Source organism: Fortiea sp. LEGE XX443 (genome assembly GCF_015206815.1).
GTDB lineage: Bacteria > Cyanobacteriota > Cyanobacteriia > Cyanobacteriales > Nostocaceae > Nostoc_B.
In genome coordinates, this window is record NZ_JADEXZ010000042.1 from 38,784 (window position 1) to 51,736 (window position 12,953).

11 protein-coding genes are annotated in these 12,953 nt (G+C 42.7%); 5 read left to right on the plus strand and 6 right to left on the minus strand.

The window, feature by feature from the left end:
- Positions 1-48: 48 nt before the first annotated feature.
- Positions 49-501 carry an HNH endonuclease gene (locus tag IQ259_RS16305; protein ID WP_339383921.1) on the minus strand — a complete coding sequence of 151 codons (453 nt, stop codon included), beginning with the start codon at positions 499-501 and terminating at the stop codon, positions 49-51.
- Positions 491-730 carry a hypothetical protein gene (locus tag IQ259_RS16310; protein WP_193886597.1) on the minus strand — a complete coding sequence of 80 codons (240 nt, stop codon included), beginning with the start codon at positions 728-730 and terminating at the stop codon, positions 491-493. Before IQ259_RS16310 ends, IQ259_RS16305 begins: the two co-directional genes overlap by 11 nt.
- 233 nt (positions 731-963) lie before the next feature.
- Between IQ259_RS16310 and IQ259_RS16315 the strand changes: the two genes are divergently transcribed.
- The 3 genes from IQ259_RS16315 (at position 964) to cobM (ending at position 6,619) form a co-directional block, all read left to right on the plus strand.
- Positions 964-4,452: a tetratricopeptide repeat protein gene (locus IQ259_RS16315; RefSeq protein WP_193886598.1), complete on the plus strand. Its 3,489-nt coding sequence runs from the start codon at positions 964-966 to the stop codon at positions 4,450-4,452.
- A gap of 336 nt (positions 4,453-4,788) precedes the next feature.
- Positions 4,789-5,643: a prolipoprotein diacylglyceryl transferase gene (lgt, locus tag IQ259_RS16320; RefSeq protein WP_193886599.1), complete on the plus strand. Its 855-nt coding sequence runs from the start codon at positions 4,789-4,791 to the stop codon at positions 5,641-5,643.
- A 199-nt stretch (positions 5,644-5,842) separates the two neighbouring features.
- A complete protein-coding gene (cobM, locus tag IQ259_RS16325) occupies positions 5,843-6,619 on the plus strand; it encodes a precorrin-4 C(11)-methyltransferase (RefSeq protein WP_193886600.1) in 777 nt (258 codons plus the stop codon).
- A 59-nt stretch (positions 6,620-6,678) separates the two neighbouring features.
- Here the strand turns inward: cobM and clpB are convergent, their stop codons facing one another.
- The 4 genes from clpB to IQ259_RS16345 all read right to left on the minus strand — a co-directional run bounded on the left by clpB (position 6,679) and on the right by IQ259_RS16345 (position 10,541).
- A complete protein-coding gene (gene clpB, locus IQ259_RS16330; RefSeq protein ID WP_193886601.1) occupies positions 6,679-9,297 on the minus strand; it encodes an ATP-dependent chaperone ClpB in 2,619 nt (872 codons plus the stop codon).
- A 289-nt stretch (positions 9,298-9,586) separates the two neighbouring features.
- Positions 9,587-9,937, minus strand: a complete 351-nt coding sequence (locus IQ259_RS16335; RefSeq protein WP_193886602.1) for a type II toxin-antitoxin system PemK/MazF family toxin — start codon at positions 9,935-9,937, stop codon at positions 9,587-9,589.
- On the minus strand, positions 9,937-10,143 hold the full coding sequence (locus tag IQ259_RS16340) for a hypothetical protein (protein ID WP_193886603.1): 207 nt from the start codon (positions 10,141-10,143) through the stop codon (positions 9,937-9,939). The genes IQ259_RS16335 and IQ259_RS16340 overlap by 1 nt, the downstream gene beginning before the upstream one ends.
- 50 nt (positions 10,144-10,193) lie before the next feature.
- Complete coding sequence (locus IQ259_RS16345) at positions 10,194-10,541, minus strand: translation initiation factor (RefSeq protein ID WP_193886605.1); 348 nt, start codon at positions 10,539-10,541, stop codon at positions 10,194-10,196.
- 143 nt (positions 10,542-10,684) lie between these two features.
- Between IQ259_RS16345 and trpB the strand changes: the two genes are divergently transcribed.
- On the plus strand, positions 10,685-11,926 hold the full coding sequence (trpB, locus tag IQ259_RS16350) for a tryptophan synthase subunit beta (RefSeq protein WP_193886607.1): 1,242 nt from the start codon (positions 10,685-10,687) through the stop codon (positions 11,924-11,926).
- A 405-nt stretch (positions 11,927-12,331) separates the two neighbouring features.
- On the plus strand, positions 12,332-12,892 hold the full coding sequence (locus IQ259_RS16355; RefSeq protein WP_193886609.1) for a CAP domain-containing protein: 561 nt from the start codon (positions 12,332-12,334) through the stop codon (positions 12,890-12,892).
- Positions 12,893-12,953: the final 61 nt, after the last annotated feature.

The following is a 12,953-nucleotide window of genomic DNA, read 5'->3' on the forward strand; positions in this document are numbered from 1 at the left end:
GCAGTAGTTTCAAAAGCAATACGCTTCAGTTAAAGATCATCGTAGCGACTAGCTTACCCTTGAATCTTCACTTGGAGGATGTAAGCCAGCCTTCACCCAAAAACCCCGCGCACTCCGAACAGAGTCATCTTCGGGATAGCGATCGTCGTTCATATCTAGTCGCTTGCAGGTTGCTCTCCCAATGGGGGTAACTCCAATAATTGTCGTACCATTTGCTGACCAAATAAAATGCTCTGACCAAATTTTTTGACGAGGATTAAATAGGGGTACTACTGCGTTAGTTTCTAAGTCATATCCGGCGACAAAATTATAACGACGCTCATTACAACGACGACAAGCCAAGGCTAAATTATTAAGTTCATCAGAACCACCAATAGATTTTGGTATCAGATGGTCTATTGTAAATCTCGTTGTGGAAATGCGTTCTGGAGAATGGCAATACTCGCACAGATAATTGGCGCGTTTTCGGACGATTTCTTTAGTAGCATCATCAATCATTATTCTGAGCTACCAGCATCGCATTGATATGTGTAAAAATTCTATCTAATTCTCCGATTTCTTCAAGTTCAATTACTTCTTCGGGAGTTAGTAGGTCAGCTTTTTTGCGTTCTAAAAGTTCTTCCATCCGTGCTTGCAATTCATCATTAAATTTGAACAGGTGAAATTTATCAAGCTTTTCTATTTGGATACTGCCAATCAATGATGAAGGTCTAGCGATTACAGTTTTCATAGTCAGCGCAAGATAATTTATCGATGTGTGCTTTTATTTTAGTGTTTTAGTAGCTGTTCACTAGTTAATCTGCTTGTAAAACTGCGATCGCTTTGATTATATATTTACTGTTTTGACGCTGTTATCGTGCAGCTGGCTGCATAGCCAAGAATTAAGTCTTTCTAAATCCGCAATGGCTAATGCGTACTGAGTAGTTATCTTATATGTATTAGACCTTACACCAGAATCTTGTAATGAACCCGCCAAATAAGCCCAAGAGTTTACAGGATATTCTCAAACAACGTCAACAATCAGGGTTTGTTGGTCGTGAGGAACAAGTTAATCTATTTCGCCAAAACCTAGAATTACCTTGGGGAGACGACAGACAGCGCTTTATCTTTAATGTTTGGGGTCAAGGGGGAGTTGGTAAAACTACACTGCTGCGACAGTTTCGCCAAATTGTAGAAGGGGCAAAAATTATCCCGGCTTACGTTGATGAGGGTGAAAAAAGCGTACCGGAAGTTATGGGGCGTTTGGCGGAAGACTTAGAACAGCAAGGTCATAAGCTGGCGCAATTTACAGAACGCTACAAAGTTTATCGCCAGAAGCGTCAAGAATTAGAAACCGACCCCGAAGCACCGCAAGGTTTCTCGGCTTTTGTGGGGAAAACTGTAGCTAAAGCTGGAATGGGTATGGCTAAACAAGTTCCGGGTGCTGGTGCTGTGTTTGGCTTGATAAATGAAGATGCTTTTGCTACCCAAGCCGGGGAATGGACAGCTTATGTAGCGAAAAAATTAACGAATAAAGACGAAATTCGCTTAGTCCAAGAACCTGTGGAGGTGCTGACTCCTTTATTTTTAGAAGATATTTGTAAAATTGCTCAAAAATCTGGTCTTGGGTTGTTCTTTGATACTTATGAACGCAGTGAGGAATTTCTCGATAGCTGGCTAAGGGAAATTCTGGATGGTCGCCACGGTGAAGTACCACTCAATATATTGATTATTATTGCTGGTCGGCAAGAATTAGATAAAAACCATTGGGCATTTTATGAGGGGTTAATGTTTCGTTTTCCTTTAGAACCATTTACAGAAGCAGAAGCCCAACAATATCTTACGCGTAAAGGAATTACTAACAGTCGGGTTATTGAAGTAATTTTACGTCTTTCGGGAAATTTACCCTTGTTAGTCGCCACCTTGGCGGCGGAAACTCCCAGCGACCCCAGTCAAGTAGGCGATCCTAGCGGTACAGCAGTAGAACGCTTTTTAAAATGGATTGATGACCCCAAGCGCCGACAATTAGCTGTAGATGCTGCACTTCCCCTGTGTTTAAATCGGGATGTGTTGGCTAAATTGCGAGGCGAAGAAGAGGCGGACGGTTTATTTAGCTGGCTGAAAGAAATGCCATTTATTGACGAACGCACTGATGGTTGGGCTTATCATGATGTCGTCAAAACGCAAATGCTTCGCCACAAGCGGCTTGTATCTCCGCAAAGTTGGGCTGATTTACATGGCAAGTTAGCAGACTATTACGACACATTGAGAAATGATTTACACCTGGAGGAAGACAAAAAACAGCGTGATCCTCTTTGGCAAAATTACACCCTCAATGTTTTGTATCACGGTTTATGTCAGTCACCACAGAGAAGTTTACCTGCGGCTTTAAATGAGTTCCTTGCTGCATTTAAAAATCAACGTTCTTTTGCCCAACGCTGGGCAGAAAGAATGATACAAGCGGGTAAAGATACGGATGTAGCTGAAATTCAACTTTGGGGTGAGCAACTAGCTAATGCTTTAAAAGCATACGATAAAGAACAGTATGAAATTGCTGCTGAAATGTTGACAGCGTTGTTGAGTGATACCTTTATTGAAGTCAAATGTCGTGCAGTAGCTTTAGGCTTGCGTGGTTATGTTTATTTTTTATCTAATAAAGACTCAAAAGCTTTGGAAGATTTAAATAAAGCTATAAAGTTAGCCCCAGAAGAAGCTATGTATTTATCAGCCCGAGGGTTTACTTACCAAGCAATGGAGCATTATCAAGAAGCACTGCAAGATTTTGATCGCGCTATTGAACTTGATCCCCAGTACAAGCAGGCAAATGCAGGTAGAGGTCTGACTTACAAATCAATGGAGCGTTATGAGGAAGCACTGCCAGATTTCAACCGCGCCGTTGAACTTGATCCTAAATACGAAGGGGCGATCGCACAACGTGGTGAAACATACCGCTTAATGAAGCGTTATGAGGAAGCACTGCCAGATTTCAACCGCGCCATTGAACTTAATCCTAAATTTGATTGGGCGATCGCACAACGTGGTGAAACATACCGATTAATGAAGCGTTATCAGGAAGCACTTCAAAATTTCAACCGCGCCATTGAACTTAATCCTAAATCTGATTGGGCGATCGCACAACGTGGTTTAACTTATCAATCAATGCAGCGATATCAGGAAGCACTCCAAAATTTCGACCGCGCTATTGAACTTAATCCTAAATCTGATTGGGCGATCGCACAACGTGGTTTAACTTATCAATCAATGCAGCGATATCAGGAAGCACTCCAAAATTTCGACCGCGCTATTGAACTTAATCCTAAATCTGATTGGGCGATCGCAAATCGAGGTGAAACTTACCGCCTAATGCAGCGTTATCAAGAAGCACTGCAAGATTTTGACCACGCCATTGAACTTAATCCTAAATCCGATTGGGCGATCGCACAACGTGGTTTAACTTATCAATCAATGCAGCGATATCAGGAAGCACTCCAAGATTTCGACCACGCCATTGAACTTAATCCTAATTTGGATGGAGCGATCAGAGAGCGAGGAGAAACTTACCGTTTAATGCAGCGATATCAAGAAGCACTTCAAGATTTCGACCGCGCCATTGAACTTAATCCTAAATCTGATTGGGCGATCGCACAACGTGGTTTAACTTATCAATCAATGGAGCGTTATCCCGAAGCACTACAAGATTTCAACCGCGCCATTGAACTTAATCCTCAACTTGATTGGGGGATTACTAATCGAGGTTTGATTTACAAATCAATGGGACTTTATCAGGAAGCATTGCAAGATTTCAACCGCGCCATTGAACTTAATCCTAATTTGGATGGAGCGATCACAGGTAGAGGTGACATTTATCGCTTGAAACATCGTTATCAGGAAGCATTGCAAGATTTCGACCTGGCGATTGAACTTAATCCCAAACTTGACTGGGCGATCGCACAACGTGGTTTAACTTATCAATCAATGGAGCGTTATCAGGAAGCACTGCAAGATTTCGACTGCGCCATTGAACTTAATCCTAAACTTGATTGGGCGATCGCAGGTCGTGGTCAAACTTACCAATCAATGAAGCGTTATCAAGAAGCACTCCAAGATTTTAATATTGCTATCAATTTAAACATTCAAAATGATTGGTGTTTATATAGACGTGCTTTAACATATATAGCTATTAATCAAAAAAACAAATCACAGGCTGATTTAGCACTTGCTATTAATATTGCTCAACAACGTTACGAAAAAGATGCTTATAACTGGCAGAATGTTTTTAATTTAGCTATTTACTATTTAGCAGATGAATATACAAAACCAGCAGAAGAATTGTATCACCATGCCTTGTTTCACTGTCCTCTTGTAGAACTAAAATTTGAAGCTATCCAAGATTTGAATGAACTATTAACCATTTTCCCTAATCATGTACAAGCTCAAGGTATGCGTCAGTTATTACAATCTTCCTTGACATGATCGGGAAAAAATAGATCCCCGACTTTTTGAAAAAGTCGGGGATCTGGACAACACGAATTTTCACAACTCATTGCAGTTTTTTCCGCAGCTAGTAGGGTGCGTTGCTTTAACGCACCATCAAATCCGGTGCGTTACGGCTAATTTCTAATCTTTTTAACGCTCAAATCCTTATATAGCCGTAACACACCCTACGGAATTGAACTAAGCGGGATATCTGACGAGTGTGAGACTCTACAAGCAAAACCTGCTCTAATGGTTTATAGACACAAATCCCCTAGCAGTGATAGGGTTATCAGCTGCTCAAGCTAAACACTGTAGTTAACTAGGTAGTTTTGCATGGTACTGGATATCTCTTCTTTGCCTTTGGCATTTCAATTTACTTCTCCAGGCCCCATTCTGGTAAGAATCGGCCCATTAACTGTCCGCTGGTATGGTTTATTAATTGCGACGGCGGTTTTGATTGGTGTCAGCCTTTCTCAGTACTTGGCAAAACGCCGTAATGTTAATCCAGAGTTGCTGAGTGATTTGTCAATTTGGCTGGTGATTGGGGCAATTCCCGCAGCGCGGTTATATTACGTTTTGTTTGAATGGGCAGAATATGCCCAGCGTCCAGAAAAAATTATCGCTATTTGGGAAGGCGGGATTGCCATTCACGGCGCAATTATCGGTGGAACAATAGCCGCCTTAATCTTTGCTAAACTCAAGCAGGTTTCTTTTTGGCAATTAGCAGACTTAGTTGCACCTTCGCTAATTTTAGGACAGGCGATCGGGCGATGGGGCAATTTCTTTAACTCGGAAGCTTTTGGCAGTCCTACTAATTTACCTTGGAAGCTATACATTTCACCAGAACACCGCCCTTCAGGATTAGAAAATTTTGAATACTTCCATCCCACCTTTTTGTATGAATCGCTTTGGAATTTAATGGTGTTTGCCTTGCTATTAAATTTATTTTTTCGGGGTGTCTCAGGCAAACTACGCCTGAAAGTAGGCACTTTAATTATGGTTTACTTAACAGCCTACAGCGTGGGGCGCTTTTGGATTGAAGGTTTACGCACTGATAGCTTGATGTTGGGGCCGCTAAGAATAGCCCAAGTGGTTAGTTTAGCAGGCATTCTTTTAGGGTTAGCTGGGTTAGCTTGGCTTTACTTGCGTAAACGTCCTTTACCTGATGTAGTTGCGTCCAGTAATTAGACGATGAGGACACAAGACAAATGCCCAGAAATAAAAAATGCCCCAGATTTGACTCTAGGGCTTAACCAGGGTGCATCTACCATTCCACTCTTCTATAGTTAGAGGGTTAATCCGGAAGGATACTGAGAAAATGCCAAGAGATTTTTTTGAGCTATTTTTCCTTACGGGTAAATACGTAAAAATAATATAAGTTTTTTGTATGGAAAATCAGCTAAATTCTCTAAAAACAGCAGTTTATATTGTAGGTGCGGGGCCGGGAGATCCAGATTTATTAACGGTTAAGGCACAAAAGCTCCTTTCTACGGCAGATGTAATTTTATTTGCTGATGCTTTAGTGCCAGAACAAATATTAGATTTGTGCCGACAAGATGCGGAAATTATTCGGACTGCGGATAAGACTTTAGAAGAGATTGTAGCGCTGATGGTAGAGAGGGTGCGATCGCAACACAAATCCGTCGTTCGTCTCCATTCTGGTGATCCTAGTCTCTACAGTGCTGTCCACGAACAAATGCAGATGTTGGCTGAGGCGAATATCCCTTTTGAAGTCATACCAGGAATTAGCGCTTTTCAAGCGGCGGCTGCCAAACTCAAGGTAGAATTGACTGTTCCCGGTTTAGTCCAGACTATTATCCTGACACGCATTAGCGGACGAACAGAAGTCCCCACCACAGAAGAGTTAACCACTCTCGCTGCCCATCAAGCTAGTTTATGCTTATATCTGAGTGCGCGTCATGTCGAAAATGCCCAAGCCAAATTACTAGAACATTATCTAAGTGATACCTTAGTAGCAATTTGCTTTCGTTTAGGGTGGCCTGATGAAAAAATTCGGGTTGTCCCCCTTAACCAAATGGCAGAATGCACCCATCAAGAAAATTTAATTCGCACCACACTTTATATAATTAGTCCGGCACTCTTGCCAACAAGTGGGCGATCGCGTTTATATAATCCTGAATATCATCATTTATTTCGTTCTTAATAAAAAAGTGCAAAGACACACCTCTGCATCTTTGCACCTTTACGTGAAATAATCTGAATTTAATTGCTAAATATCTCCGCAGGTAAGCGACTAAAAGCCAGCCGTTCATTCTGCACATCGACAAAGATGGTGTCACCGTCGTGGAATTCGCCGCGGAGTATGGCTTTGGCAATTTGTGTTTCTAACTCGCGCTGAATTGCTCGTTTTAGTGGACGCGCCCCAAATACGGGGTCGTATCCTACTTCTGCTAAGAAATCAAGAGAAGCATCGGAGAGTTTGAGTGAGATTTTGCGATCGCTCAATCTTTCTCTTAATCTTGCGACTTGCAACTGGACTATATGCCGCAGTTCTTTCTTATCTAAACTGTGGAAGATGATAATCTCATCAATCCGGTTGAGGAACTCTGGCCGGAAGCTATTCCGCATCGCCTCCATTACCCGATGGCGCATTTCGTCGTAGCGGTTGTTATCCCCAGCAATATCGAGAATGAATTGCGAACCGATGTTGCTGGTCATGATTATAATTGAGTTCTTGAAGTCCACAGTATGACCTTGGGCATCGGTGACGCGCCCATCATCCAGAATTTGCAGGAAGATATTAAATACATCTGGGTGTGCTTTTTCGATTTCGTCAAACAAAATCACTGAGTATGGACGACGACGAATCGATTCGGTGAGTTGTCCGCCTTCTTCATAACCCACGTATCCGGGAGGCGCACCGATTAACCGCGACACGGCGTGTTTTTCCATGTACTCAGACATATCAATTCGCACCAGTGCATCTTCAGTGTCGAACATATACCCCGCCAAAGCTTTCGCTAACTCGGTTTTACCAACACCTGTGGGGCCGAGGAAAACAAAGCTGGCGATGGGACGATTAGGATCAGCCAATCCAGCCCGCGATCGCTGAATCGCATCGGCGACTGCTGTGACGGCTTCATCTTGTCCAACTACCCGCTGATGCAGTTCGTCTTCTAAATGCAGCAGTTTTTCCTTCTCCGATTCCACCAACTTACTGATGGGAATTCCTGTCCATTTAGATATAACTTCAGCAATATCAGATTCGGTGACTTCTTCCCGCAATAGAGATTTACCGCTTCTTTGGGCGTTGGCTAATTCACTTTCGGCTACTTCTAATTTGCGATGTAAATCTGTCAAATTACCGTATTTCAATTCCGCAGCGCGGTTGAGGTCGTAGTTGCGTTCTGCTTGCTGAATTTCTAAGTTAACCCGTTCAATTTCTTTTTTAACAGACTGAATTTTATTGATAATATCTTTCTCAGACTGCCATTGAGTGCTGAGAGTTCTTTGTTCTTCTTTGAGGTCAGCAATTTCTTTTTCTAATCGTCCTAGCCGTTCACGAGAAGCTGCATCGCTTTCTTTTTGCAAAGATAGTTTCTCCATTTCTAATTGGAGAATCTTGCGATCAATTTCGTCGAGTTCTTCGGGTTTGGAGGTAATTTCCATTTTCAACCTAGCGGCGGCTTCATCTACCAAGTCAATGGCTTTGTCTGGTAAAAAGCGATCGCTAATATATCTACCCGAAAGTTGCGCCGCAGCTACTAAAGCACTATCGGAAATCTTTACACCGTGGTGGTTTTCATAGCGTTCTCGCAAGCCGCGCAAAATGGAAATCGTATCTTCGACGCTGGGTTGATCCACATAAACTTGTTGGAAGCGTCTTTCTAAAGCGGCATCTTTTTCGATATATTTGCGATACTCATCTAAAGTTGTCGCCCCTATACAACGCAACTCACCCCGCGCCAACATCGGTTTTAACAAATTCCCTGCATCCATCGCGCCTTGGGTTGCACCCGCACCGACAACGGTGTGAATTTCATCAATAAATAGAACTATATTACCGCCAGATTCGGTAACTTCTTTTAAGACCGCTTTGAGGCGTTCTTCAAATTCTCCCCGGAATTTTGCCCCAGCAATCAAAGCACCCATATCCAAAGCAATTAGCTTGCGGTCTTTGAGAGATTGGGGAACATCACCAGCTACGATGCGCTGGGCTAATCCTTCCGCGATCGCAGTTTTACCAACACCAGGTTCCCCAATCAACACAGGGTTATTTTTGGTACGGCGCGAGAGAATCTGCACAGTCCGGCGAATCTCATCATCCCGGCCAATCACCGGATCGAGTTGACCTTTGCGGGCTGCTTCTGTGAGGTCACGTCCATATTTTTCCAGTGCTTCGTATTTACCTTCTGGATTTTGGTCGGTCACTTTCTGGCTCCCACGAATTTGTTTAATAATATTTTTCAGCTTGCCTTCGTCTAAACCGAATTCTTGGAGTAGACTCTTACCAAAGCGGTCATCTTTGGCATAACCCAGTAACAAGTGTTCTATAGAAATATATTCGTCTTTGAAGTCTTTGCGATAGCCATCAGCCCGATCTAACAGGGTATCTAAACTGCGTCCTAAGAACACAGAACTACTTGTACCAGATACCTTTGGCTGACGTTGCAGAAATTGATCGGTGCGATCGCGGATTTTTTGCAGATTTACACCCGCTTTGGTTAAAATACTGCTGGCTAGACCTTCTTGTTCCAGCAAGGCTTTCATCAGGTGTTCGCTTTCGATTTGCTGTTGTTGATATTGTTTAACAATATCTGGCGTGTGGGCGATCGCTTCCCAGGCTTTTTCGGTAAATTGGTTAGGATTAGTAGGTTGCATAGGCTTTTTGAATAACCACTCCCGACATGAGGCGCAGAAAAAATCTTATATGGCTATTGTATGAAGCGGAGCGCAACTAACTGGATCGGTCTTCACGTCTTTATGAAGTAGTATTATTACCTGAATAATAAAAACAACTACGGCTGATACCACCCACAAAAGATCCTCCACGGCATTAGGACAGGCGTTAATTAGTTGTTAATTATACTTCAACTTTAACAATTGATATTATCTGCCTCTTGTCTGTTAATTCATTGGTAATTTTATCCTACACTAAGGTAGTTTCGCTTTATTCTAATAATTGAAAGGCTTGAATCATAATTTCATTTAGTTTTTGTATATGCTGAGTCATTAACTGACCCAAGCGTCTTAGAACTAAAAGACGATTTAAGGTAGCAATTTTCGTGACTCTCACTTTAGAAGAAATACGTAATCCTGTTTTAACAAAATCTGCATCGGAGTCTAATATTGCAAATTCTTCTGATGTCAAATTATTAACATCCTGAGATGAAATAAAGCAAAGAGTAATTTCATCTTTTGCTGAATCTACCCACAGTATCACCGCAGGACGTAATTTTGTTTGACTTAAATCTGTGAAGGGAAATTGAGTTAGAACAATATCACCCTTGTTCAAAGTCATTAAACAGGTTCTCCATCTTCGGCGGTGTAAATATCAGGTTCATCATGTAAGAAATCCAAAGCTCTACCTTTTTCTGCGAGGTTCATCAGTTCCAGGGTTGAAGGGTAACTCACATCGCTAAATAATTTTTTTTCGAGTAAGGCTTGTTCTGTTACGGAAAGTGCGCGGATAATTTGCACTAAAGTATCAATTAATTGAGTATTCACAGCTTTATGTTTTGGTCATTGTTGTGTCAGGTATATTTTCATGCTATTCATTAGCCGCCACTGAGTTTGGCTTTGTAACCTAGTTTAGTGACAATCTCCAAAATTTTCTGCTTGTGTTCGCCTTGAATTTCAATGGTGTCATCTTTAACAGTCCCACCAGTACCACATTGGGTTTTTAACTGTTTAAGTAAATCGGCTAAAGTTTCGGGTTTGGTTTGAAACCCAGTAATCACCGTCACCGTTTTACCCTTGCGTCCGGTGCGAGTGGCTTGGATTCTCAAGTTTTGCTGTTGCGGCGGTAGTTCCTGAATTGGTCTTTCAGTGGCGGCGGAGTTATCATTACCAAATTCGCGGTAGACAAACTGTTTATCAGAAGAATTGGATTTAGAAGCAGACATAAACAATTGCGGTAGTGATCAGTTCTACTACATTTATTATGCTGTCAGACTTTCGTAATTACGAATTACGAATTACGAATTACGAATTATTGCCCAGACTCCCTATAATTAATGAAGTCTTTACTTGTGATCAATATCCTTCCGTGACTACAACTCCCCTTTCTCCAAATTCTTCCACAACTGCTCAGGTTCCCGACACTCAAGGACGCTTTGGACGCTTTGGCGGTAAGTACGTCCCGGAAACGCTGATGCCAGCTTTAGCGGAGCTTGAAACAGCTTACCAGCAATATCGCCATGCCCCAGAGTTTCAAGCAGAACTCCAACAACTGCTGCGGGATTATGTAGGACGTGCGACACCGTTGTATTTTGCTGAACGTTTGACTGCTCATTATGCCCGACCTGATGGCACAGGGGTACAAATTTATTTGAAGCGGGAAGATTTAAATCACACAGGCGCACACAAAATCAATAATGCCCTGGGTCAGGTCTTGTTAGCGAAGCGCATGGGTAAAAAGCGGATTATTGCCGAAACTGGCGCTGGACAGCATGGAGTCGCTACAGCAACCGTTTGCGCTCGTTTTGGCTTGGAATGTGTGATTTACATGGGCGTTCACGATATGGAACGCCAAGCTTTAAACGTGTTTAGAATGCGGTTGATGGGTGCAGAAGTTCGCCCGGTGGCAGCGGGTACAGGTACTCTCAAAGATGCGACTTCGGAAGCGATTCGAGATTGGGTAACAAATGTCGAAACAACTCACTACATCCTCGGTTCGGTAGCAGGGCCACACCCTTACCCGATGATGGTGCGAGATTTTCATGCGGTGATTGGTCAAGAAACTCGCGCCCAAGCTTTAGAAAAGTGGGGTGGTTTACCCGACATTCTCATGGCTTGTGTGGGTGGTGGTTCTAATGCAATGGGACTTTTTTATGAATTTGTGAATGAGCCATCTGTGCGGTTAATTGGCGTGGAAGCTGCCGGTGAAGGTGTGAATACAGACAAACACGCTGCCACTTTGACAAAAGGGCGAGTTGGTGTATTGCATGGAGCAATGAGCTATCTACTGCAAGATGAGGACGGACAAGTAACTGAGGCTCACTCGATTAGTGCTGGGTTAGATTATCCTGGTGTGGGGCCAGAACACAGTTATTTGAAAGATATAAATCGCGCTGAATACTACAGTGTAACTGATGCAGAAGCTTTGGCAGCATTCCAAAAACTCTCTCGCTTAGAAGGGATTATCCCCGCTTTGGAAACATCCCATGCGATCGCCTACCTCGAAACTCTCTGTCCTCAATTAAGCGGTAGTCCCCGAATTATCATTAACTGTTCTGGACGCGGCGATAAAGATGTACAAACCGTAGCAAAATTTTTAACTCCGCAATGAGGAGTACTGAGTTAAACGTGCTGGCTCAACGCCCAGCACTCAGTTAATTTAGGTGCGAACTATGATGAAAGTTAAAACGCTGTCAATTTCCCTCTAGAATGCCCTTATTCCCTTGAGCAATTGCTTGATGTCAATTGGTTAAGTAATTCAAATGACTGAAAAAAGGTATTGCATCTTACACCCAATCTCAACATCTAATCCTTTGTGGGTAAGTCCGATAAATATTTTTCTCTCCAGAGAATGATGATTTATGGAAAATTATGAATATGCAAGTTGGCTGGAAGTATTGCAAGGTATAGCGGTATAAATCCCCAGATGCCGACCAATAGAGCATTTGTTCAATTTACATCAGTCCGGTTACATTGTCTGGAAGTTTACTTTCAGTGTGTTTAGGGCTACCTATTAATGATTCAGACAAAAATTTACAGCGCTGCTGTTGGGACTTTGGCTTTGATTGGGGGAGCGATGTCTTACGACAAGCCGCTTCACGTCTACGCTTTTTCCACACCTGCTCAAACTGCTACTCTGCAACCCTCCCAGGTATCAAGTCGTAGCTTCCAACTGGCGCAATCTACTGTGAACACTGCGGCGCTCGAAGTTGCGGTTTTCAATCAAATTAATCAATTTCGAGCTACCCAAGGCTTACCAAGATTAAGTCGTAATTCTGCAATTGACAATCAAGCCAGGATTCACAGTCAAAATATGGCTAGTGGTCGAGTTGCATTTAGTCATTATGGTTTTGGCCCGCGAATTCAAGCGATCGCTATTCCCTATAGAGGAGCATCTGAAAATGTTGCTTATAACCAGGGATATAGAGATTCTGCTACCCAAGCTGTGCAAGGCTGGCTGAGAAGTTCCGGGCATCTTGCTAATATTAGAGGCAATTACAACCTAACCGGCATAGGAGTTGCCAGAAATAGTAGAGGTGCAGTCTACTTCACCCAACTATTTATCCTCCAACGATAAAAAAATAACATTCAATTAAAGCTTGGGGTGCGTTACTTGATTAGAGGCAGGGGGCAGGGGG

What these genes read in the sequence shown, in the direction of transcription:
- IQ259_RS16310 (WP_193886597.1), bottom strand. Translation starts at nt 730, where the DNA reads ATGAAAACTGTAATCGCTAGACCTTCATCATTGATTGGCAGTATCCAA.
- IQ259_RS16315 (WP_193886598.1), top strand. Translation starts at nt 964, where the DNA reads ATGAACCCGCCAAATAAGCCCAAGAGTTTACAGGATATTCTCAAACAA.
- lgt (WP_193886599.1), top strand. Translation starts at nt 4,789, where the DNA reads ATGGTACTGGATATCTCTTCTTTGCCTTTGGCATTTCAATTTACTTCT.
- cobM (WP_193886600.1), top strand. Translation starts at nt 5,843, where the DNA reads ATGGAAAATCAGCTAAATTCTCTAAAAACAGCAGTTTATATTGTAGGT.
- clpB (WP_193886601.1), bottom strand. Translation starts at nt 9,297, where the DNA reads ATGCAACCTACTAATCCTAACCAATTTACCGAAAAAGCCTGGGAAGCG.
- IQ259_RS16335 (WP_193886602.1), bottom strand. Translation starts at nt 9,937, where the DNA reads ATGACTTTGAACAAGGGTGATATTGTTCTAACTCAATTTCCCTTCACA.
- IQ259_RS16345 (WP_193886605.1), bottom strand. Translation starts at nt 10,541, where the DNA reads ATGTCTGCTTCTAAATCCAATTCTTCTGATAAACAGTTTGTCTACCGC.
- IQ259_RS16355 (WP_193886609.1), top strand. Translation starts at nt 12,332, where the DNA reads ATGATTCAGACAAAAATTTACAGCGCTGCTGTTGGGACTTTGGCTTTG.